The sequence below is a fragment of the Nitrosomonas sp. GH22 genome, assembly GCF_009833115.1.
Classification (GTDB): domain Bacteria; phylum Pseudomonadota; class Gammaproteobacteria; order Burkholderiales; family Nitrosomonadaceae; genus Nitrosomonas; species Nitrosomonas eutropha.
The window spans coordinates 20696-44779 of the sequence record NZ_QRCA01000010.1 but is presented as its reverse complement, the minus strand read 5'-3'; the positions used below and the strand labels follow the sequence as shown (position 1 = coordinate 44779).

General features: G+C 48.0%; 19 protein-coding genes. 7 read left to right on the top strand and 12 right to left on the bottom strand.

Annotated elements, in window-relative coordinates; all coding sequences use genetic code 11:
* Positions 1-32 precede the first annotated feature (32 nt).
* From ABF86_RS03780 to ABF86_RS03750, 7 genes are all read right to left on the bottom strand, one after another.
* On the bottom strand, positions 33-1289 hold the full coding sequence (locus tag ABF86_RS03780) for a putative Na+/H+ antiporter (RefSeq protein WP_074684572.1): 1257 nt from the start codon (positions 1287-1289) through the stop codon (positions 33-35).
* Between the two features lie 19 nt (positions 1290-1308).
* Positions 1309-2413, bottom strand: a protein-coding gene (gene prfB, locus ABF86_RS03775; protein WP_143032828.1) for a peptide chain release factor 2 whose coding sequence is annotated in 2 segments (ribosomal slippage) — positions 1309-2331 and positions 2333-2413 — 1104 coding nt in all. Because the reading frame shifts where the segments join, the coding sequence is not laid out codon by codon here.
* 118 nt (positions 2414-2531) lie between these two features.
* Positions 2532-4334, bottom strand: a complete 1803-nt coding sequence (locus tag ABF86_RS03770) for a patatin-like phospholipase family protein (protein WP_074684558.1) — start codon at positions 4332-4334, stop codon at positions 2532-2534.
* Positions 4335-4486: 152 nt separating this feature from the next.
* Positions 4487-5698, bottom strand: coding sequence for a catalase family protein (locus tag ABF86_RS03765; RefSeq protein ID WP_083341400.1), 1212 nt, complete (start codon positions 5696-5698; stop codon positions 4487-4489).
* The gene (locus ABF86_RS03760) at positions 5695-7224 is read right to left on the bottom strand and encodes a peroxidase (protein ID WP_074684560.1); all 1530 of its coding nucleotides are present in this window, start codon (positions 7222-7224) and stop codon (positions 5695-5697) included. Before ABF86_RS03760 ends, ABF86_RS03765 begins: the two co-directional genes overlap by 4 nt.
* 12 nt (positions 7225-7236) lie before the next feature.
* A complete protein-coding gene (locus ABF86_RS03755; RefSeq protein ID WP_074684561.1) occupies positions 7237-8541 on the bottom strand; it encodes a hypothetical protein in 1305 nt (434 codons plus the stop codon).
* Positions 8542-8578: 37 nt separating this feature from the next.
* Positions 8579-9034 (bottom strand): hypothetical protein, encoded by a 456-nt coding sequence (locus tag ABF86_RS03750; protein WP_074455640.1) that lies wholly within the window; start codon positions 9032-9034, stop codon positions 8579-8581.
* Positions 9035-9409: 375 nt separating this feature from the next.
* Here ABF86_RS03750 and ABF86_RS03745 point away from each other — a divergent pair, with 375 nt between their 5' ends.
* Together ABF86_RS03745 and ABF86_RS03740 are read left to right on the top strand one after the other, a co-directional pair.
* A complete protein-coding gene (locus ABF86_RS03745) occupies positions 9410-12079 on the top strand; it encodes a hypothetical protein (RefSeq protein ID WP_074684562.1) in 2670 nt (889 codons plus the stop codon).
* Between the two features lie 100 nt (positions 12080-12179).
* A complete protein-coding gene (locus tag ABF86_RS03740; RefSeq protein WP_218138406.1) occupies positions 12180-14117 on the top strand; it encodes a GMC oxidoreductase in 1938 nt (645 codons plus the stop codon).
* A 108-nt stretch (positions 14118-14225) separates the two neighbouring features.
* On the opposite strand, the gene ABF86_RS03735 is transcribed toward ABF86_RS03740, so the two are convergent.
* Both ABF86_RS03735 and ABF86_RS03730 read right to left on the bottom strand, forming a co-directional pair.
* On the bottom strand, positions 14226-15098 hold the full coding sequence (locus tag ABF86_RS03735) for an alpha/beta hydrolase (protein WP_240142213.1): 873 nt from the start codon (positions 15096-15098) through the stop codon (positions 14226-14228).
* A 62-nt stretch (positions 15099-15160) separates the two neighbouring features.
* Positions 15161-15553, bottom strand: coding sequence for a hypothetical protein (locus ABF86_RS03730; RefSeq protein WP_074455637.1), 393 nt, complete (start codon positions 15551-15553; stop codon positions 15161-15163).
* A 413-nt stretch (positions 15554-15966) separates the two neighbouring features.
* Here ABF86_RS03730 and ABF86_RS03725 point away from each other — a divergent pair, with 413 nt between their 5' ends.
* From ABF86_RS03725 to ABF86_RS03705, 5 genes are read left to right on the top strand one after another with little or no spacing between them, the layout of a single operon-like run.
* Positions 15967-17058, top strand: coding sequence for an ABC transporter ATP-binding protein (locus ABF86_RS03725; protein ID WP_011634386.1), 1092 nt, complete (start codon positions 15967-15969; stop codon positions 17056-17058).
* Entirely contained in the window at positions 17055-17957 is a 903-nt protein-coding gene (locus ABF86_RS03720) for an ABC transporter permease (RefSeq protein ID WP_011634387.1), read from the top strand. Before ABF86_RS03725 ends, ABF86_RS03720 begins: the two co-directional genes overlap by 4 nt.
* Before the next feature lie 19 nt (positions 17958-17976).
* Positions 17977-18762: an ABC transporter permease subunit gene (locus ABF86_RS03715; RefSeq protein WP_011634388.1), complete on the top strand. Its 786-nt coding sequence runs from the start codon at positions 17977-17979 to the stop codon at positions 18760-18762.
* Positions 18759-19868: a spermidine/putrescine ABC transporter substrate-binding protein gene (locus ABF86_RS03710; RefSeq protein ID WP_143032829.1), complete on the top strand. Its 1110-nt coding sequence runs from the start codon at positions 18759-18761 to the stop codon at positions 19866-19868. The genes ABF86_RS03715 and ABF86_RS03710 overlap by 4 nt, the downstream gene beginning before the upstream one ends.
* 4 nt (positions 19869-19872) lie before the next feature.
* On the top strand, positions 19873-20181 hold the full coding sequence (locus ABF86_RS03705; protein WP_074684563.1) for an NAD(P)H-dependent oxidoreductase subunit E: 309 nt from the start codon (positions 19873-19875) through the stop codon (positions 20179-20181).
* A 48-nt stretch (positions 20182-20229) separates the two neighbouring features.
* Here the strand turns inward: ABF86_RS03705 and ABF86_RS03700 are convergent, their stop codons facing one another.
* From ABF86_RS03700 to ABF86_RS03690, 3 genes are read right to left on the bottom strand one after another with little or no spacing between them, the layout of a single operon-like run.
* Positions 20230-21837, bottom strand: a complete 1608-nt coding sequence (locus ABF86_RS03700; RefSeq protein WP_074684564.1) for a type I restriction-modification system subunit M — start codon at positions 21835-21837, stop codon at positions 20230-20232.
* On the bottom strand, positions 21834-22838 hold the full coding sequence (locus tag ABF86_RS03695) for a virulence RhuM family protein (RefSeq protein WP_074684565.1): 1005 nt from the start codon (positions 22836-22838) through the stop codon (positions 21834-21836). Before ABF86_RS03695 ends, ABF86_RS03700 begins: the two co-directional genes overlap by 4 nt.
* Positions 22835-24079: a restriction endonuclease subunit S gene (locus ABF86_RS03690; protein WP_204987555.1), complete on the bottom strand. Its 1245-nt coding sequence runs from the start codon at positions 24077-24079 to the stop codon at positions 22835-22837. Before ABF86_RS03690 ends, ABF86_RS03695 begins: the two co-directional genes overlap by 4 nt.
* Between the last annotated feature and the right edge of the window lie 5 nt (positions 24080-24084).

Genomic DNA, 24084 nt, shown 5'->3' with positions numbered 1-24084 from the left:
ATTAGAAATTATGCTACCAAAAAATTTCCAAATTACAACAATCGGAAAGACAGTGCAGCAATGAAGGTAGGCAGCAGTGCAAACAGCAGCAATCTGAATGGATGCACTGCTTCATCATCGAAGTGGTTGCGCAGAATGGTTACTCCTGCCGGGTTCGGGGCATTGGCAATAACAGTTAAACCACCTCCTGTCACTGCTCCGCTAGCCAGGGCATATTTATGGCTATCGGATAATCCTTCAACCAGCGAACCCAGATAGGTCAGCGCAGCGTTATCAGTAAAAGCGGTCAGAATGGTTGCACCCAGAAACATCTGATCACTGGTCATACTCATCAATACTGGCTGCAGCCACCATTGCTGCTGGCCACCCAGTACCACCAGCCCAGCCAGAAAAAAAGCCACCAGCAATCCTTCACGCAAGATTAAACGATCCTGATAATGCTGATAGGCATGAGCAATTCCCAGAAAAAAGAGGAACAGCCCCATAAACATCGCGGGATGGTGAGAAAAAATCACGATACCTACGAGAAAAGCCAGATGGATACATGTCAGGGCAAACGGAACAGTATCACTACGGTTACTTTCTGTTTCTGGCAGCAATCGCAGTTCTTCGCGGAATAGCAGTGTCGTACATAAGGCATTTATAACAACGGCAACAACTGCTTTCCAGCCGAATGTTGACAGCATGAACATGGTATCCCAGCCCCATTTTCCGGCTACCATCAGAATCGGAGGAGCGGCAAAGTGTGTGAGTGTGCCACCAATAGAAATATTCACAAATAGCACGGCCAGCGTGGCGTACTTCATATGTGTGGTAATACCCTTCACGAAGATACGTTCTGCCAGGATCAGCGCAGCCAGTGTCATGGCCGCCGGCTCGGTAATGAATGAGCCGAGCAAAGGAACCAGTGTTAACACGGTAAAGTAAAATCCCATGCTACCCGGCAAGGGTATGATACGGGCGAAAAAATCCACAGCAATCGTTGCTGTCCGCAGGATTGGGCGAGTTCCAGCGACCACCATAATGGCAAACACGAACATCGGCTCAGTGAAATTGCGTGAATCAATGTAATGTATTGCTGCTTTTTCACTATCGGCAATAAACAGCATGACAACCAGTACCATCGCCCAGAAGCCAAACACCACCTCCACTTCGCCCAGCAAATGCCACAGCCCGGCGTGAGTCGGCTGGATAGAGGCCAATCGCTTGAAAAAACCGGTAGTAAACGTGTGCAAAATAGCCAGAACAAACAATATCGTACCCATCAACTCCACAGCAGTCGGCGTCATCATTTTCGTATCATGGGCGCTATACGCCTTGCTTTAAACTGGCTTCGATAAACACATCTAAATCCCCATCCAGCACTGCCTGGGTATTGCCAATCTCGATATTGGTGCGCAAATCCTTGATGCGGGATTGATCCAGAACATAGGAGCGAATTTGGTGCCCCCAGGCAATGTCCGTCTTGGAATCTTCGATCGCTTGTTTGGTTTCATTGCGCTTTCTCAATTCCGCTTCATATAGGCGGGATTTCAGCACTGTCATAGCATCGGCACGATTCCGATGCTGGGAACGTCCGCTTTGGCATTGAACAACAATCCCGGTTGGAATATGCGTGATTCTGACAGCTGAATCAGTTTTGTTAATGTGCTGCCCACCCGCTCCGGAAGCACGATAAGTATCCACTCGCAGATCCGCCGGGTTGATATCGATTTCTATACTGTCATCTACTTCCGGATAGACAAATACGCTGGCAAAGGAAGTATGCCGGCGATTTCCTGAATCAAAGGGAGATTTACGCACCAGCCGGTGGACACCGGTTTCCGTGCGCAAGTAACCATAGGCATATTCACCGCTTACCTTGATTGTTGCACTCTTGATACCAGCCACATCGCCGGGAGATTCTTCCAGTAACTCCACTGCCAGGCCACGTCGTTCACAATAATGCAAATACATTCTTTCCAACATCGAAGCCCAGTCTTGTGCTTCCGTTCCACCAGAGCCAGATTGGATATCGATGAAACAGTTATTGGGATCCATCGGGTCCGAAAACATTCGGTGAAACTCCATTTCTTCCACCGTTTTGGCAAGTCCCGCTACATCCTCGGAAATACTGTGCAAAGTTTCATCATCGCTTTCTTCCTGAGCGATCTGCAGCAATTCTTGCGCGTCCTGCAATTGGCGATCAATCGATCGCAGGGTGAATACGATATTTTCCAGAGATTTTTTTTCGCGCCCTAATTCCTGAGCACGCGCCGGGTCATTCCAGATGGCAGGATCCTCAGATTGACGCTCAAGCTCTGTCAGCCGTACTTGTTTGGCATCAAAGTCAAAGATACCTCCGTAAAATTTCACCCCTGTGCTTTAAATCATCCAGTTGTTCGGTCAAAGTATTAATATGTTCAGCTTCCATGGCAGTATCTCATCCAAAACCATTGATTATACTGTAAGTCGAATTGGTACATAATCTGGCAAAACGAATGCGAGTATAATAATCAGTTGAAGACAACTACCACATGGATGATCTTTTTCTATTTTCCCATTACTTTAATAAAGTATCGGTCAATCGTATAGAGATAGATATTGATCGGTATCGTAAATATCACAGGCAAGATAAGACGGGTGATCGCATTGGTAATCAGCCACATAGGCCCCTTCGATACAATGTACAGCCGGTTGACCCATTTACCACTGCCTTTGAACAGTGCATCAGCTATTTTCGATAGAACAAACGACAGAGTAAATATCACCAGGAACCAATAAATTCGAGGAACCAAATCCAATGCGAATTTTTGAAAACTTTCCTGGTCACTGACGATTTTCCAAGTACTGACGCCAAACCCCCACTCTATACAAAAATAAATCAGGAAGAAGATGATAGCGAGGCTCAGGATAACCGGCACGCTTACCATCAACAGGCCAAGTGATTGTTTGGTGCCTGCAATCCCTTGCAGTACGTAGATGATCGGCTTGAAAAATTTGTGATGACCTTGCTCCAGCCGCTTCAATACTCTGGAGTCACCTGCTTTCAGTCCGGGTTGATACTGGCTGAATCGCCAGTTTCCATGCAAGTGTGAAGATGATACATAAGGCTTCAACTTTAAAAGCGCTGATTGGGACATTTGATAACCATCTGCCTGCAAGCAATCTGCTTCTACCTCAGTAAAAGAATCCAGATCGGTACGAATGCGTGATAACGCATATTGCGCTTCCTCCGATACTTCAAATTGAGAAGATGAAGAATCGGTCTCAATCTCTATTTTCTCACCAGGTAGCCAACTGATCTTGCTGGCGGATAGCCCGTGTGTTAAATGAAAATAGGCAACATGCTTATCCTGGATTTGTATCAGATTGTTCACTACCTCTTCCCGTACCCGCCTCATCAAAATTGAGCTGCTTGAGGCAAGAACCGATAATAAATCAGTTCGGGGGTTATTCGTTGCAGCAACTTGGCCAGAAGCATCGCTTACAACGAAATCAGTACACATATAATCAGGATCCAGCAAGCTCGCAATACCCTGATTATCATAGGCACCACCGTCAATGAGTTGCACGCGACGATCCTTATATAAGTTGGAAATAGCCATGGGAGGGAATATGCCAGGCACCGCCGCTGATGCGGCCACAGCGTTTCCTAACAGAAAATAAGGTTCTCTGGAGGTAATCTCCTCATAACGCATACGGCGATAACGATCTCTTTTGTCGATATCGCGAAAAATTGGATTTCTGGGAGGCACTTCACCCATACTCATGGCGGTAAAATACCAGCTATGCGCAGAATTCAGACTGACAGCATTAATCATGAGTATGGGTACTTTATGCTTGCGTCCAGGATTGCCGCTTACAGTACATGGATGGAAAGGTTGTTCTACTCCCTGTGGCTGAATCAGCAGATCACTCATTCGTATGGGGCGATCACCAACATTTATCAACGGCCGGTAAATATAACGCTCGTATAATTCACCGATCGAATCTGATCGGGAATAATTGGGAAGCGCCATGCGCATATTTTTGAAGGGATTGGCAAAAGTTCGCAGTCGTAAATTTTTCTGTACTGCGTTTAGAAAATGCTCTTCCAGTTTTTGTACCAGCTCAACATAATCCGAATCGGTAATATCACAATCGGCTTTGGATTCCAGCAAAATCTTCAGTAACAGGTAATAGGCTGCGCCCACTATTGAACCACCCGATACAGTTGAAATGGATTCCACATGCTTTAGCATTCCCAGTTCCGCCATGCGCGCGAGCACACCAATATGATAGAACGATGCCCTGAATCCCCCTCCCGATAAAGCAAGCCCCAAGCGTTGATTACATTCCGTTGCTTCTATCATTTTCTTTCCCCTTTATGGTGAAATTCCACTAAAGCTGTCTCTTTGGAAAAATCTTTTTGAAGCAAGCCGGATCTGGCCAACATAAACCAGAACTGATTCACATATCAGTCATTATTTGTTCCGCCTAAACAGTTTGGTGATGGAATATAGAATCAATCAAATACTTCATCTCCTGTCGGTTCAAGGTGAGTGGTTTCATTCATTTCCTGGCGGAATCTGGATAATTCGTAATACATTCTAAAGCGTGCCCGGTTTATATTGCCCAGGGGCTTGTGTTCAGGAAGGCAATGCCAGGGATTCATTTTTAGCCGTTTGGCAAACTCGAACTGCGCATCCGAATCAAATTTCTGTTTAGGAATATGGATGGTGGCGGCAGGAATGAATGAAGAAAGTTTTTCCGGCCAGCGAACCGAACTGTCCTCAATGGGCATTAAATGAGGATCCGTCTGTACCTGGATCATCAGATCAAACTCAACTTCTTTTTCATCGAGCGTCTTGATCATGTTCTCCCGCAAATAATTGAACGGCGGTGTACCAAAAGGCAAGCCGGGAATATGTCTTTCAACATCTTTTGTTTTTGGCACGAATGAATACATCATCGCCTGGCCCTCACCCAGCAGATAAGGCGTGCAGCTCCAGTAGCGTTGTCCCAGCGGATTATACTGAGTGGCAGTCCACAGACTCTGCATGAAAAAATCGAGTAAGTGAGAATCTTTCGGATTGAGAAAATAATAAAGCGTCATATCCACCAGACTCCAGTATTGCAGCTTGGCGTTTTCTCGCGTATTAGGTGTAACAAACGTCGCCCCTCCGCTGGTTGCAATGAAGTCTTGCGTCAGTTTTTCTTCACTCATCAGTTTCTCGCCCGGGACCCCCATAATTTTCACCGCCATGCTCATAAACCCGACATCATCAATATCAGCAGGTACATTCGGGCCAGGTCCGGAATAGCGAATATAGGCCGGATAACTGCGCGGATGAGCAAAAATACCCTTACGGCAATGTTCCGGCAGATCATCCCGGATGGTTACGGTGGCACGTACAATACCGTGTGTTTTGGTATTGCCTCCCCGTTCATAGCCGCCTGGTTTAAAGCGCCCGCGCATTTGATCCATCATCAGATCGATAATTTTATTTAAGCTTTCTTCTTCGTCAGGATCAAAACTTTCCTCCGCCAGCTTTAAATTTTCATTCTTGTGCCGTCGCCGGTTAACAAAGAACTGAATAATTCTCGAACCTGGTTCGCGAAAAAGATAGTCCCACTGCGGTCGAAACCAAGGTTCCAATCGACGCTCAATGCGTAACAGCTGAATCAAAAAATTGTGAATCGCCTTGAGTACCCGGTTCTTGATCGTCATTATCATGATGAGCCACCATTTCCATTAGGAGGTAAAGCTGAAATGTACTTGAGTGCACGCAGTCCGGGCATAAAAAAATATCCACCTCCCAGTACAGTTGTAAATTGTGGCAAATGACAAGTTCTTTGCACTGGTCCGGATGGAGTGGGACGATTAAAATGATCGGTACTATCGCCATTCATTAGGGATTCACGATTTCCCAACAAAGGATCCGGTTCCTCTTGCAAACCATCAAATTTACTATTCACGATCCAGGCATTTTGGACAAATTCGAATTGCCGGCCTATGTTGGCGACCAAACAAATAAACTGCAGACCGCGTTCAGCAGCAGGTGCATCCGGTTTGATAGCGTCTTCCGGTGCAAGAACAGGGCCATAACCGCGACCTCGCCGCAACAAACGGTGAAAACGAGAAGAGGCAACAAGATCTTCCTCCGGTTTTTGCCCAAACCCCAGGATTCTAACCAACCGACCTATAAAAGCGATTACGCTGAAACCCGTTGCACCCGGCGGTAGATCGCCTGTACGGGGATTGGCTCTGCGTACATGGGCACTAACCGGACAATGGTTGCCTTTCGGATCCAGGTCATAGGTAAAATGGTTGCCGTGATTCTTGCGCGAAATCCCCGGAATGTGCTCTGCAACCAAAGGTGTACCATTTCGTTCCCTACCCACCATTGATGCGGCAAGCTGCTCACGTTTTTCCGGTATGGAATCTGATACTTTATTGAGAAATCGCCAGAAACCGGGAACATCCTGCCCCAGCTGCCGAAGCACCAGATACGTTCCATTGCGGCCAAAATCCTTCAGTGCAGGATTGTCTTCTGCATCCGGCAAATTGGCTGCCAATTTATCATTCTGAGGATCGATCAGTGGTCGTGCGGTGTATTGTCCATATTCATTGGGATAGCCAAGCGCCATCTCCCCGGCAGCCAGTAAATTGGTATAACGATCATTTGCATGCGAATCCGTGCTGTGCCGATCTGCCCAGTCAATTTCGGGCTGACTGATACCATCCTCAAACCCAAAAGGCTCAATCCGCCCCATATCCGAAGTGGGTAAATGTTTCAATAATTGAAATGCCTGTGAAAAATACTCGCCTTCCACTGTTGCTCTCCAGGTATCAAGCTCCCCCTCTCTAGCATAAAGCAGCAATAGGACGTGCGGCACCTCTGCCACATCACTCCCCCATTTCCAATACCTTGGTGCATTGCGTCCGATATCACCCAGCCGGCGAGAACAATTTTCATTTCGGGTCATGCCATAAATAAACTCATCGGAGAAATCATCAATGATTGATTCATTTACTCCCAATGCACGTAAACCTTGCACAGAAAAAGCAATCTGCAATGCCGTATCAGGCGATGGATGGTTTGCAATGGCACTGCTGATCGGCGCTATGCTCAGCCATTGTTTGGCTGCGTTCGCATCTACAATTTTCAGCAGCATAAAACAGGTATCGGTCAGTTTCCCGTACCCAAAACGCAGCAATCCCTGCAGATCATCAAATTCAAAATCACTTGATTTTTTCATCTCCATCCTCCCTCAGATCAGACTGAGCCATTCACGGATTTCCGCATCATTGGATTGACGAATTTCCACACCTTGCCGAATACGGCTGTTGCGCGCCAGATCAACGGCTGTCAGTCCCGGATAAGCCTTGTACCAGACCTCTGTCGGTATTTGATGCCGCCGTTGCGTATATTTGAATGCGTGCTCACGCTGTGCACCTTCCTTAATCATCCATTTTGTCGTCGGGTAGCCAACCGCATTACTAAAGGTAAGATTTAATCCCCAGCCAACTTTGTTGATAAAATCATCCATATAGCTTTCGTGGCTGCCATCGTAATTACTGGCAAAAAAAACCCGATGATTATTGTCCATGAATACCCAGCGGGCGAAATGGATCGTTTTGATGCGTGCGAGAAAACCACGGTTGTAAATGTGCCTGGCAAACCAGTCGGTCAGCAGGAGTATGAATTTGAAGGTTAACAGGCGGAACAACCCCGGCTTTACATCACCAAATACACTGTATTGATTGCTGACATCCCAATCTTCCTGCTCTGAAAGTGCTTTGATATGGTCATAAGTTGGCCGGATAAAGAGTTCAGGGTCAAAGCGTTCCCGCTTTCTTAACCATAGCGCAAAGAAAGGAGCGATAACCAATAACAGCGGGGAAAAGAGTATCAAGATCAGCGGCACTCCGATTTTATGCAGCAGATTGCGAGTTTTCCATTCACTTGGTGTCAGTTCTGGCGAAGAGAGTACAAGCCTGCCTTTATATTTTTCCATTTCAATATGCGACAAAAGTTTCTGCCGTAGCGCACGAATATTTTCCTGTCCAACCTCCGCAACAATTTTCTGTAAACAAGCAGAAAGGCTGTGATGTAGCGCTGCATCTTCATGTATTTGCCTGACAGTCCGACCCACCCAATTAACATAATTAGCCCTGGGGTGAATGTTATACGTTTCCATCCATCCCAACAGGTTCTGATCTTCCTCGGAAAAATCGTCACAGTGGGAGAAAATTTTTGTCAGCCCCAATCCTGCGTGTTCCACCAGCTCCGCCAGGAAAGTATGCATATCCCCATCAATATCACCAAGAAAAGCAAGAGTGGGCCGCCACGGCCGTGGTTTTACACCAAACTCCTTAATTTCTTGAAGCGTTTTTGCTTCTATGATCACAAACCGCGCAAAATGCAAACGATCAAATTTCCCGAATGGAACCAGGTTGTTATCGGGATCAGCGTGTCCCGGAATTTTATTCATCGAAGCCAGCAAGGCGCGCAGATTCTGCAACTCACCAACGCGCACCGTTGCGGTAATCATGAAGGTAGATTGAGGTGTCATGGTTTTTTCTGTCCCGAATAAACAGTTGGCTGGCTGGTTACTGAGTATCGCTTCGTGTCAGGGCAAAATCCAGGACACGTGTTTTACCCCACCATACTTTTCCAAGATAAATACCGGGCTCAACCTCGCGAATTTCATCGCGAATCACTTTGGCAACAAATGAAGTTTTGGAATAATCGATAACGATGGTGTCTTTGCCGTCGAGCCAGCTTTTGTCGCGATAGACCTTGGCAACAATAAATGTCAAACCAAAGGGGGTAATCTTGTTGACAAGAACACCTGCCTGACCACCCGGGCAAAATAAATCAAACACCTTGCCTTGCCACGCAAGAAGACGTGCAAAGGCTGCTACTGTTTTTGAAAAGATGGACCCTGCCAGAATTGCTGTACCACGTGCATCACCTGCCGGAATATTTCCCGGCGTGGCATGGCGATAAATTTCATCCAGCTCTTCACGTGATTTACCCAACCAAATCTTGACCGTGTTATTCATTTTAGTTACTCCTCGTGGTTATCCCGAAAATAAATAAATCGAACATTTGGCAACACGCGATCCGAGACAAGTGCATGTGCCCACCACATCAGATAAATCAGGTGGAAAGCTCTTTGTGGAAAGAAACCTACCTGTATCGAACTCAAAAACCTTACTTTGAATAAGCTTATTCCTGGTTTATCCAATATTCAACTGTTTAATATTCTCAGGATAAAATAATGTCAAATAACTATCTGTCATCTGATTTTCATTAAAATTAATTCCAAATACTGCAATACCTTCAATAAAAAAAGGAATATATTATTAATAAGCATACTGTAAGTAAGGGCTTGGAACTTTAGCTCGTCCTGATCAATAATTTAACGGGAGATCATCATGAAAACATGTAGAAATATCCTTTATTTCACTGGGATCAGCTTGGTTTTATTGCTTGCAGGATGCTCAGATGACTTATCCCTGAAAATTGCCGCCGACTGTATCAAGGGCAATCATGCCCAGTCTGGAACGGTTCTGGATGAAGCACAGTGTGTAAACAGATCTGCAGAGAGTTTTCCGGGAGCGGATGAAGATTATTTCAAGGATATGGATTATGGAATCAGTCAGATTCCTGATAAGGTAGTCGCTGCACTTGAGCCTTTCGTGCCCGGTATCTCCCGGAATCCAGATCAAGCTGTCCAATCTATCGTTAAAGGCCGCAACAACTGGATCGTCTGGACAGGTGGTAACGATAAGTTCTGGGATTACATGAACGCGAAGAGCTTTGGTAGCTTCGATCTGTTAAAGGTGCTGTCAAACCATCCCGGGCTTGTGAAAAAACCCGGGTACAGTCGCGATAACCGTTGGAACTGGTTTGGTCTGGTCAATGAACCGTGCTTCATGAAAAACACTGATGCACAAGGTAAGCTGATTGGGCGAGAAGATCGTTTTGGCTTGTATCTGGATGTACGAGATTCTAACTGCCCTGCTGATCCTTTTGAAAATGAGGAAAAATATCCAGGTGTTAAGATTGGTGCGCGCGGAAAAACCGTACCGGTAGGATCTTATTACGGCTACGCGACCGGCATTGTCGGTCTGCGTTTATTCCCCAATCCCGACTTCGATGAAGCTGCAAAGAAACATTGGAATGCCGAGAAATATTATTCTGATCCCGATTACTACAATGATCCAAAACTGGTTAAACCGTACCGGGTCGGAATGGCCTGTGGTTTCTGTCACGTAGGGCCCAACCCGACCAATCCGCCTAAAGATCCGGAAAATCCGCAGTGGGCCAATCTTAATTCCAATCCCGGAGCACAATATTTCTGGTTTGACCGAGTGTTTGCGTATGAGGCCGATAAAACCAGTTTCGCTTACCAGCATCTCCATACCAACCGCCCGGGTGCGTTGGATACCTCACTCATCTCTACTGACTATATTAACAATCCACGCACCATGAATGCTGTTTATAGCCTTCCTGCACGGATGCTGAATGCTTTGCGCTGGGGCGAGGAAAAACTGAACAGCGGCGAGCGGAATAATAAGCAATTCAATCATTTTAAGGAGATTCCAGCTGATAGTCCGCTTAGGGCTTTTTTCAAAGATCCTGACACGGTACTAACGCCGCGTGTGCTCAAAGATGGTGCAGATTCAGTTGGCGCGCTGGGTGCTTTGAACCGCGTATTTGTTAATATCGGCCTGTTCAGCGAGGAATGGCTGCAGCATATTAATCCTTTGGTAGGCGGTAAGCCGTTCACGCCTTTTCCAATTAAAATTGCCGAGCAAAATTCCAGCTATTGGCGAGCAACCGAGCAGCAGACTCTCGATGGCGCCTTGTTCTTCCTGGCTGCAACTCCACCGGATCATTTGAAGGATGTCCCTGGAGATGGGCATTACCTGATTGATGACGAAAAAACCCTGGAGCGTGGTAAACAGGTGTTTGCCGAGAATTGTGCCGCTTGTCATTCGAGCAAACTACCGGAACAAGCATCTGAATTTTTCCCGGATAACGGCTGCGTCGGCCCCAACTATCTGAACTGCTGGAATGAATATTGGCACTGGACTAACTCATCCGAATTCAAAGAGCAAATGACAAAGCTGGTAATGGAAGAAGATTTTCTCAAGGAAAATTTCCTGTCCACAGAGTTGCGCATCCCGGTTACATTACTGGAAACCAATATCTGCGCGTCGATAGCGACCAACGCCATCAAGGGAGATACCTGGGACAATTTTTCCTCAACCACCTATAAACAACTACCTTCGGTAGGAGAAGTATTGATCCACCATCCGGTTACACGCGAACCTGTGGTCTATGCCATGCCAGACGGAGGGCGTGGTTATATCCGGCCACCTTCTCTCACAAGCATCTGGTCTACCGCCCCCTTCTTACTGAATAACACGGTAGGGAAGTTTTATCCATCAGGTTCAGTAGAAGATCGTATGAAATCCTTCCAGATCAGCATAGAGCAGCTGCTCTGGCCCGAGAAACGCTATTGTGATCAAAAAGATTTGTATTACTACGAGCATAGTGAAAAAGAGAAAGACTCCTATGCATATGACTCGGAAACAACAAACAGTTGTGAGGGGAAAACCTACCTCACTCAGTCCGGCAAGGAAATACCAGGAATTATTGATCGAACGACTGAAAGGAGTGAGCTGAAGATACCAAAAGGTTATCTGCCCTGGTATGTCAGTATCTTTCCCATAGGAGATGGATTGGAGCTTGGTCCGTTTCCTGCAGGCATTCCGGTCAATCTGATTTCCAATACCAATATGGAAATGAACTGGGGGCAACGACTTTCCCTTTCATGGGATCTTGTAAGCGCCATCGGGTGGAATATCTTTGATTTATGGAAAGCACAGGAAAATCCTGAAAGTATTACCGATGAAGAGTTGCGCAAAATGTTGAGCGGTATAGTAGATCCTTTATTGGCAGTGAATAAATGCCCAGACTTTGTTGTTAACCGGGGGCATTATTTCGGCACGGACTACCTGCCGGCAGAAGAAGGCAGAACAGCGCTTGATGACAGTGACAAACATGCTTTGATCGAGTTTCTTAAAACCATGTAATTCTGTACGACAGGTATTTCAGGATGCAGCGAAATACCTGTCGTGCTTCTCAGTTTACAGGCCATGATGCTCAATCCGGTTTTGCTTCAGGAGATGATTTGTGATTAAGCCTGCCCACCCGGAAAATAATCAGATTAATAGTGGCGATGACGAAAAGTTTGACTATATCGTCATCGGTTCTGGTGCAGGAGGCGGGCCGCTTGCCTGCAAACTGGCTCTGGAAGGGTTTCGTGTGCTGTTGCTGGAAGCTGGGGGAGATGACGAGCCATGTGATTACAGGGTTCCTGCATTTCATGCGCGCGCTTCTGAAAATGAAGCGCTTCGCTGGGACTACTTTGTGCATCATTATGGTGACAAAGCTCGGCAAGAGCAGGATTGTAAGTTCAGCAAAGAAAAGAATGGCGTACTTTACCCTCGCTCAGGCACGCTTGGCGGGTGTACTGCCCATAATGCCATGGTTCTGATGTATCCCCACAATAGTGACTGGGATGACATTGCGGAACTGATGAATGATCCAAGCTGGCATAGTAAAAATATGCACAAGTACTTCCAGCGCCTGGAACGCTGCGAATATGTGCCAAGATGGAAAATTTGGAGTCGCCATGGGTTTGAAGGCTGGCTGCCCACCAACCAGGCCAGCCCATGGATGCTGTGGAAAGATGAAGTACTAACAAAACTGACACTCTCTGCGGTGGAAGAATCCAGAAGCATGATGCATCCACTCAAACGTTTTTTCCTGGGAATTCTGAAATTCATTATTCGTTTCGATCCCAATGACTGGCGCTTGATTCGCAGAATCCCCGAAGGGCTATGCAAAATTCCAATCACGACACACCGCGGCAAGCGGGCGGGTACCAGAGAGTACATCCTGCAAGTCCGTGAACAATGTCCTGACAAACTGGTAATAAGAACGCACGCACTGGTCCAGCGTATTCTGCTCAATGAACATAATCAGGCCTACGGTGTGGAATATTGTGTGGGTGCCCATCAATATCGGGCTGATCCCCGGCACGAAGAAACAGTTGTCTCCGAAATAAGAATAGCATGCGCAGAGCACGAAATCATTGTAGCTGCTGGTGCTTTCAATACTCCCCAACTGCTCATGCTATCCGGAATTGGTCCACGAGAAGAACTGGAAAAATATGGAATTGAAGTAAAAGTAGCGCTGCCTGGTGTAGGGAAAAATTTGCAGGATCGTTATGAAATCGGGATGGTAACAAGACTTAAAGAAAATATCCCTCTGATCAAAGGAATGAAACTGCGCCCGCCTGAACCTGGAGAAGAGCCTGATCCGCAATACACTCTGTGGCTTCAGGGGAAAGGACCGTACACCACGAACGGTGCAACGGTCGCTCTCATCAAGCGTTCTTCTTTCAAACAATGGGATGATGATCCGGATCTGTTAATTTTCGGATTACTCGGAAATTTTAGCGGATACTACCCTGGCTATGCTCATGACATTACCAGGGATAACAGCCGCTACCCCAATGCACGGTGTCATAAAAATGATGATCGCTCCAATATCTGCCAGGAAAATATCTTTACCTGGGCCATACTCAAGGCGCACGCAAGCAATACAGGTCATGTCACCTTGCGGTCTAGCGATCCACGCGATGTGCCGGATATTAATTTCAACTATTTCCCTGAAGATTCGGACAGCGGTGATAGCGAGAAGGATTTGGATTCAGTAGTAGAGGGTGTGGAAGCTGTTCGCAATATCCTCGAATATTGCGGAGATCTGATTGAGGAAGAGATCCTGCCAGGAGCAAACGTCAGCAGTCGCGATGAAATCAGGCAATTTATCAAAGATCAGGCCTGGGGGCATCATGCTTCCTGCACCTGCAAAATGGGGCCACAGAGCGATAAAATGGCAGTTGTTGACAGCCGATTCCGCGTGTATGGAACCACTAATTTACGCATCGTTGATGCCTCAATCTTCCCCAAAATACCCGGCTTTTTTATCGTATCTGCTATTTACATGATCAGCGAGAAAGCCAGTGAAATCATTATTGAAGATGCAAGAATGAACGCTACGTAACGCTTTTTTATGTGTACAGCAGCAGGACCGAGTAAAGCAGAGAGTATTACCAGCCACGTCTGGTGACGATCAGGGCTATTGTTCACGAGGATAAAACTTTACTTAACTCTATTTTCTGTCCTGTGATTCGGCCGCAAGAAAATGAAATAGATAAGGTAACAGTAGTGATGGTTTCTCTTCCTGAACGGCGTGACCAACATTATTCAGGATAACGAGTTTTGAATTAGGCAGATTTTCATGCAGACGTTTGCCGATGGCCAACGGCACAATCTCATCTTCTTTGCCCCAGACAATCAAGGTAGAGACAGTCAGGCCAGCATAGTTGTTCGCGAATTGTTGCAAGTCAGGGGGCAATATTTGCCGCGCAGTCGTAAGTAAAGCATATTTTGCGCCCGGCTTGCCAAGGTCAGTGGCATAGTAGTTAATAGCAGCCTGTGGAATCAGCGCATCATCGAAATATACTTTCTGCAGAAGATCCTTCACCTGAAAGGTATTGGGAAGGCCATACGTGACCAGTGGGCCAAGCACCGGGGTTGCGAGTATTTTTATAAAGCTGGGTAGTTCCTGTGGATAAGCAATGCTATCGATCAGTACCAGGCTTTTTTGCAGACCGGGACTGGACGCAGATAAATAAACTGATGTAACCAGTGCGACCCCGCCTCCATAGGAATGCCCAATAATATGCAGATGCTTCAGATCATTTTCGAGGATGAAATTTCTGACCAGCCTGGCCTGCTCATAAACGGAATAGGCATCATCGTGTGGCTTGGGTGAATCACCAAAACCTTTCAAATCAATAGTAATGACCCGGTATTTTTGTGCCAGCGGTTCAATAATATGCCGCCAGCTATAGCTGCTTGCACCGAAACCATGAATAAGCAATACCGGATCGCCGGAGCCGATGCTTCGGGATGCCAGCTGAAATTCATGCGTTTTATCCGGATCACGGTACTGCGCCCAACCGGGAATATTCTTATCCATAACAACACAACCGCTGAAGTTAAAAATCATCAGTAATTGTGCAAGTTTTGAAAAAAAATCTCTCATCCCAGCGCACGAATAAGCATGACCAGATCAAATACACCACCAGCAAAAAATGTAAGCGCACCAAAAACAGGCAGTATCGCAATTACGTTACACGCTGTTTTCAAGCGTTTGGCCTCTTCTTCATTTTCAAGCTTCATGTGATCCGGAATGGACAAGATGACATAACTGATCAAGCTGAGAAAGATAATGTTTCCGATGCTCAGCGGCAGCAGGTTAGTCAGGTAGATTTCTACCGGACCTAACGTTTGTTGCAGGCAGTAACCACATTTGTCAATCAGCTCAAAGATTATGTCGCGCCTGGCGTTGATAACTTGAAAGAAACTTAACGTAGTATTGACAGCACCCCATAAAGCTACCAGTAGAACAAAAGGCCCCCCCAATTTTTCCATATTGACTCTCTCCTCTCTCAGCAAAAAATTCTACCTGTAGTGGTCAAGTAATTTCAGACACTGCGATAGTGTAGTGGTCTAATTTAAATAGACACCTCGATAGATGAAAAACCACCTGCGTTGGGAGCTGGTCCCAATGCTCATTTATTTTCACCTTGCTCTGACAACTTCGCCAACATTTTTTACTCACCCTGCCAGAATAGTATTATCTTTGCGAGGTCGTGCTCTTTAGCCGCAAGTGGAACATGGTAGGTGCGATACAAACCAATGGGTATAAAATACTGGACCATCACGCTGCCATGCGACTTATGCTGACAGCAAAAGGGTAAAGAAAGTGCGCACCGTTACTTCTCAGCGTTCTTTTAACCCGACAGAACCAAATTTGTTAAAATTCGCCTTTTTGGAATAAAGTCATGGCGTTACTTGAATTGCGCAATGTTATTCGGCGCTTTGGCGATTTCACGGCAGTGGATAACGTTAGCCTGTCGATTCAAGCAGGTGAATTCTTCACACTGCTGGGCCCTTCCGGTTGCGGAAAAACAACACTGCTGCGCATGATTGCCGGATTCGATGTCCCTGATTCCGGGCAGATTTTGCTCGATGGCCAGGATATTGCTAATACACCGCCCGAAAAGCGCCCTATTCATACCGTCTTTCAGAGCTATGCCCTGTTTCCACACATGACGGTGGCAGATAATGTGGCTTTCCCGCTGAAAATGTCCAAGGTGGCGCCAGCAGAAATCAAAAAACGGATGGAGAAAGCACTGGAAGAGGTACAGCTCTCCCGGTTCACCCACCGCTTTCCGCATGAACTCTCCGGTGGACAAAAACAACGTGTAGCCTTTGCGCGCGGCTTGATCAACCGGCCGCGCCTGCTGCTGATGGATGAGCCGCTTGGCGCGCTGGACGCAAAGCTACGGGAAGATATGCAGCGGGAGTTAATCAATTTGCAAAAAGAAGTCGGCATCACCTTCATTTTTGTTACCCATTCCCAGGATGAGGCGCTGGCGCTGTCACAACGGATTGCAGTGATGAATCTGGGAAACATCGAACAGATTGGCACACCTTCAGCCATTTACGGAACCCCGGCAAACCGCTTCATTGCTGATTTCATCGGCAAGATCAACCTGATGGAAGCCCGGGTAACGCAAATTTCCAACACGGCCATGACGCTGGAAATTAACGGACTGGGAACAACCGTCCTCCCACCCAAAAAAGAGATACAAGCAGGAGATCAGGGCGTGATCGCTATTCGCCCGGAACAGGTAGCAGTACACGCACTGGCGAAACAGGCAGAAATACCCCATGCCCATACTGGCAAAGTGCTCGACTTTCTCTATGTAGGCGACGTCACCACCTATGTCATCGAGTTGGACAGCGGCATTCAAATCGAAGCGCTGCTGGCAAATTCTTCACCCGGACGCGCACGCTTCTTTGAAGTGGATGATCCAGTTATTGTCAGCTGGCCACAGGAAGCTGCACAGTTTCTGGTGGATCGGCCATGAACAAATTCCGCCTGACACGCTGGTTGATCAGCCTGCCACCGACACTGTTTCTGCTGATATTCTTTGCGGTGCCCAGCCTGATCATGATTGTGACTTCGTTCCGCTTCCCTGGAGAATATGGCGGGCTGGCACCGTTGACTGCGCCGGAGACAACTGCCGCAGAAGGGGATTCTGGTTTGTATGGTATGACGCTCGAAGCCTACCACTTCTTTTTTAGCGATATCCTGTACGCAGAAATTTTCCTGAAATCCTTTGTGGTTGCGACAACTTCCACCCTGATCTGTCTGATTATGGCCTATCCGGTTGCCATGCTGATTGCCCAAAGCGCTAAAAAATACCGCAACCTGATGATATTGCTGGTCGTCCTGCCATTTGCCAGCAATTTTTTGATCCGCATCTATGCCTGGATGATTATTCTCGGGCCGGAATCAGCATTCAGCCATTTCATCAATAGTGTACTCCAGGCCTTTGGCTTTGAGCCGGTCATGATGTTGTTTTCTCCGTTCGCAGTATTGGTCGGAACCGTTTACGTGCACCTACCCTTCATGATTTTGCCGCTCTACACCAATCTGGAAAAACATGATCCGGTGCTGCTCGATGCTGCACAGGATCTAGGCGCAAACCGCTGGCAGCGCTTCTGGCTGGTCACCTGGCCACAGTCGCTGCCGGGTGTCTTCTCCGGCTCCGCACTGGTATTCATCCCGGTGCTGGGTATGTTCGCTATACCGGATATTCTGGGCGGCACCGGTGACATTCTGATCGGCAACCTGATCAAGGATCAGTTCCTGGGAACACGCGACTGGCCATTCGGCTCCACATTGTCCATCATGCTCATGCTGGCCGTGCTGTGTGTGACTGGATTATTCACTCTACTGGCTCGCCCTCGTGTACCCAGGTAAATAAATCTCCTGTTCTGATATGAAACACACCAATCTCACCCTGTGGCTTGCTGCCAGTCTGGTTTATATTTTTCTTTATATTCCACTGGTTATTGTCGTTGTTTACTCGTTCAATGATTCCCGCCTGAATGCGGAATGGGTCGGCTTTACGCTGGACTGGTACTACAAGCTATTTAATAACCAGGAAATGCTGCTGGCCGCGCGTAATTCATTGATTATCGCTGTCAGCGCCAGTCTGCTTGCAACCATACTGGGAACCATGGCGGGATTAGCCATTCATCGCTACCGGATCAAGGTATTGCCGTTTCTTGCATTTGCACCAATTGCCATGCCGGAAATCCTGCTGGGAGTTTCGCTGCTGCTGTTCTTTCTACAAGTACTGAATCTGACGTTAGGTCTGGTTTCGATCATCATCGCCCACACAACATTTTGTGTTGGTTTCGTCGCCATTATTGTGCGTGCTCGGCTGCAAGGTATGGATGACAGTATTTTTGAAGCAGCCCGCGATCTGGGCGCAACACCCTGGCAAACCTTCAGGCTGATTACTCTGCCGCTGATCATGCCCGCAGTCATCGCCGGGGCGCTCATGTCGTTTACGCTGTCAATTGATGATTTTGTTATTACTTTCTTCACCAAAGGCATTGGTGAACCGATTCTGCCGATTCAGATCTACACCATGATCAAAATTGCTGTTACGCCCGAAGTTAACGCCATTTCTACATTATTCATGTTGTTGACACTGGTATTGATCATCATCGCTAATCGTCTGGATTCCGGCATCTTGCAGGGGGAAAAGAAATCGTGAAACTCGGCTACACCCTGATGGGTCTCTTTTGCCTGCTGATCATCGCGCTGACCGGCTGCACATCCGAAGATCAGGTTGCGGGTGATTTGTCCGGCAAAAATGGCAATATTCTGAGACTGTTCAACTGGAATAACTACATCAGCCAGCAAACAATCGAGCGTTTTGAGCAGACCTGTCAATGCCGGGTGACACAGGACTATTACTCAGATAACGAGGAATTGCTCGCCAAACTGGCAGCTGGTGCAACCGGCTATGACTTGCTCGTTCCAACCGGTGATGCCATGGACACCCTGATTCACCAAGGGGCACTAAACGCGCTGGACAAATCACAAATTCCCAATCTGAAGAATATTGATCCAAGCTATCTGGGAACTGTGTTCGATCCGGATAACCGCTACTCTGTCCCCTATGCCTACACCACGACATTAATAGGATTTAACCGTGAAAAACTGGCCGAACTAAACCTGCCTGCCGATAGCTGGGCGATCATCTTCGAGCCTGAGTATTTGAAAAAAATCAAGGGACGTATCACCGTACTCGACAGCCAGCGCGAACTGATGGCAGCCGCACTCAAATATCTGGGCTATTCCGCTAGTGATACTGATGAAAATCACTGGCAGCAGGCAAAGGCACTGATTATCCGGGCAAAACCTTACTGGGCCGCTTTCAGCAACACTAGCTATATCCGCGAACTGGCAATTGGTAACCTGTGGGTGGCTCACGGCTATTCAAACGATATGTATCAGGCTGCACTGGATGCAAAAAAAACCGGACGCCGCTTTAGCGTGGATTTTGTCATTCCCCGTGAAGGCGCAGTGCTGTCACTCGACAGCATGGTGCTCCATTACAGTGGCCATCGTCCTGATCTGGCCCACCGCTTCATCAATTTCATGCTGGAAGGTAAAAACTCCGCCGAACTGACCAACCTGACCGGTTCCGGCAACCCCAATCTGGCTGCTCGGCCCTATATCCATCCTGAAATTATCGCCAATCATGCTATTTTCCCAGATACAGCACAACTGTCCCGACTGGAAATGCTGCATGATATCAATCACACACAACGCCGGCTGCTCAGCCGAATCTGGACAGAAATCAAACTGAGGTGAAAGCATGAGCTATTATCAACATCACGTTTTCTTTTGCGTTAACCAACGTGGCAACTGTGAAGGCTGCTGTAATGATTATCACGCCCAGGCAATGCGCGATTACGCCAAGGCGCGCATCAAGGAACTCAAATTAAGTGGCAAAGGGAAAATACGCATCAACAATGCGGGTTGTCTCGATCGTTGCAGCGAAGGCCCGGTTATGGTCGTCTACCCGGAAGAAGTCTGGTATACCTACGTCGATCAGGAAGATATTGATGAAATTATCGAATCCCATTTGAAAAATGGGCAAATCGTCGAACGCCTGAAAATCTGATCACTCCTTATCCGAAAATAACGAAAACCTGCAAAAATCACTCCGCTATCACGGTAACAACGGCAAACCCAGTTCCTTGAGGAACTCGTTGTGTCGCTTGGTGGCTGCGTCGATCTTCTGGTCAAGCGAAACCAGTTCCGAATGCACCGCGCCAAGGTCAACTTCCTCCTCGGCCTCCGCTGTACTCACGTAGCGCGAGATGTTCAGGTTGTAGCCTTCCTTCTCGATGCGTTCCATCGACACACGCATCGAGTAGCGGTCTTCCTCACGGCGGTGCTGGTAGGTATCGAGAATCTTGTCGATGTGCTCGGGCATCAACTTGTTCTGCCGCTTGCCTTTCTCGAAGTGCTGGGCAGCATTGATGAACAGCACGTCATCGGGCTTTTTGCATTTCTTCAGCACCAAAATGCACACCGGGATGCCGGTGGAGAAGAACAGGTTGGCGGGCAGGCCGATCACCGTGTCGATATGGCCATCTTTCAGCAACTTGGTGCGGATGCGTTCTTCTGCGCCACCACGGAACAGCACGCCGTGGGGCAGGATGATGGCCATCACGCCGTCTTGCTTCAGGTAGTGGAATCCGTGCAGCAAAAAGGCAAAATCGGCGGCAGACTTCGGAGCCAAGCCGTAATTCTTGAAGCGCATATCCTCGCCTAGCGCTTCGGTCGGCTCCCAGCGATAGCTGAACGGTGGGTTGGCCACAACCGCGTCAAACCGGGGCTGCTTGGCCGGGTTCATTTCGCGCAGCGCGTCCCATTCGTTGGTGAGCGTATCGCCGTGGTAAATCTCGAACTCGGAATCCTTCACCCCGTGCAGCAGCATGTTCATGCGCGCCAGGTTGTAGGTGGTGATGTTTTTCTCCTGCCCGACGATCTTGCCGATGCCGTGCGGGCCCATCCGGTGGCGCACATTGAGCAGCAAGGAGCCTGAACCGCAGGCGAAGTCGAACACACTTTCCAGATGCTTGCGTTTACCGGTGGCTGGCTCCTGACTGTCCAGCGTGACGATGCCCGAGAGGATGCTGGAAATCTGCTGCGGCGTATAAAACTCACCGGCCTTCTTGCCACTGCCTGCTGCAAACTGGCCGATCAGGTATTCATAGGCATCGCCCAGCGTATCCTTGTCGGTAGAGAATTTCTCCAGCCCATCGGCAATCGCCTTAATCACGGTGCAAAGCGTGGCATTGCGCGCGGTGTAGTCTTTTCCCAGCTTTTCTGAGTTCAGATTGATTTCAGAGAACAAGCCGCCAAAGGTGCTGGCAAAAGATTCGTTCTCGATGTAATCAAAGCCTTTTTGCAACGTGTGCAGCATCTCGCCGTTTTGCGTGCGCGCCATTTCGGCGATGCTGCTCCACAGGTAAGCGGGCTGAATCACGTAGTGCGTCTTGCGGCGCATCTGCTTTTCGAACTCGGCTGCGTCATCCGGGTTCTGTGCGTACCACAGCGCCAGCGGTGCACGACGGTCGCCCGCGTCCAGCCTGGGGTAATCCGAGCCCAGTTCCTTTTGCGCCGCCGCCTCGTAGTTGTCAGACAGATAGCGCAGGAACAGGAAGGACAGCATGTAGTCGCGGAAGTCGTCCGCGTTCATCGCCCCGCGCAAGGTGTCGGCAATGCACCAGAGGGTGGTGCCCAGTTGTTTTTGATCTTGTTCGGTCATGGTGTGTTTTTTCTGTTTTTGAGTTGCTGTTCCAGCGCTTGCAAATCGGCCTGGTCTTGGGCATCGGCGGCGGTGGCTTCACGAGTTTTGCGTTGCTGGTCGTAATTCAGATAGCGCTGGCTGACTTGTTGCTCCATGTGGGCGTGACTGACAGAGCCGGCGTTCTCCAGCAGCGCAAAGCCGTTGGACTCGATAATCTGCGCCACGTTTTGCTGCCAGAACGCCATCTGAATCGGCTGGCGATTTTTGGCACGCAGTTCGGCGGTTTCCAGAAAGATCACCACCAGCCGGTTGAGCGTGTCGATCTCATCTTCGCTCAGGTAATTCTTGGCCACCACGATGTCTTGCTTGCGAACCTGTGCGCTTTTCCATGTCAGCAAACCAAAATGGGGATCGGCAGGGTTGGCGCGGGCGAGGATGATTTCGGCGGCGGTGTGCCCCGTCACCGCATACAGCAACAGGTTTTGCACTGTGGCAAAAAATTGCTGGGTGGCAGCATCGGTTTTGTCATAATCGGCGGCCAGGGCAAACAGATCACGCACTTTTTGGTAGAAGCGTTTTTCGGAGGCGCGGATATCGCGGATGCGCGCCAGCATCTCGTCAAAATAATCCGGGCGGCCATCGGGGTTTTTCAGGCGCTCGTCGTCCATGGCAAAGCCCTTGAGCAGGTACTCTTTGAGCACCGTATTTGCCCAGCGGCGAAACTGCACGCCACGGGGCGAGCGCACGCGATAGCCCACGGCCAAAATGGCGTCGAGATTATAGAGCTTGGTGCGGTAGTTTTTCCCGTCTGCGGCAGTTACCGAGGATTCCTCGGTAACTGAAGTGGCATCCAATTCGCCATCCGCAAAGATATTTTTCAGGTGCAGGCCGATGTTATCGGTGCTGACCGCAAACAACTCGGCCATTTCGCGCTGGGTGAGCCATACGGTTTGCCCATTGGCGCGCAGTTGAATGCGGCTCTGACCGTCGTCGCTGGTGTAAAGAATCAGCTCGCTCATGCGCGCGCCTCATCCAGCACGGGGAAAAGCTGCTGCATCAGGCCTTTTTTGTGGGCTTTGAGGGCGTCGATTTTCTCGGCTTGGGCGGTGATTTGGGTGTCGAGGGCAGAGAGGCAGTCGGCGATTTTTTGTTGTTCGGCTAGCCCAGGATAATAAAGTTGAAATTTTTTAATTTCTGTCACAGTTAACTGTTGTTGAGCATTCCCAAAGGCTATGTTTGTAATGTAAGCACCCAGAAGCGCTGATTTGCAAAAGGCGTATAAGTAATCAGAGCTAACTTTTTTTGTTTTCATCCTTAAAACAACCATACCAGAGTTTATTCGTATATTGTCGTAAGGCACTTCCTCAGAAAAATATGCAAATTGACCAACAGACCCTCTTGTTGTTAGGACAATATCCGCACGTTGCAATTTTCCTTTTCTTAAAGCATCGTCTTTTTTCTTTGTGATAAATTGCATTGCTTCAAACTTGAAGCCATTCTTAGTTACATTTTTTGCATTCAAAAAGAGACAATACCCAGAACTACTAAACTCCTCTGCTTTAGGATAATTTATCCCTCTATCACCATCGATTACTTCTACAACCACATCAAAAGCACCAACACCCCACTCCCCCGCCTCCCGAAACTCAGGAAAGCGCAGTTTGGGCAGGGTTTCGCCTTCAGCGGGGAAAAGCTTCTGCATCATTCCCTTTTTATGGGCCGTGATCGCTTCCAGCTTTTGAGTCTCCAGAGTGATCAGCTCGTCGATGGAAGTGAGACAGTCGGCGATTTTTTGTTGTTCTTCTGGATTAGGAACAAAGATCGACATCGGCGCAAATTTAGAAATCCAATGCCGCTCGTGTGCGCCAACTTCGTATGAGACCATTTGCAAAGCCTCATACATAAACTTAATGTTTGTTTTGTTTTTTGCCTGCAATATTTTCATTGCAGAAGATTTTGCCTTAAATGGGAAATCTACGAATTGCGTAGCGGTTGTGAAGTCATCAAAAATTATGACCGGCAAACCTTCGTTGAAAACCCCATGCGACTCGTTCGTATAACCAAGAATAAACGTTTTCCCAGCCGTTAGTACTGGCGTCTTATATGCATCGTTGTAGTTTGTGCCTGAAACTAGGTAATCAGTAGGCTGCTGATAATCCAACAAACTACCAAGGCTCTTCTCCTCCCACGCCGCCGCACTCCGAAACCCAGGGAAGCGCAGCCTAGGCACCAGTTCTCGATTGCTTTCTGTTTTAGTCATGGCGT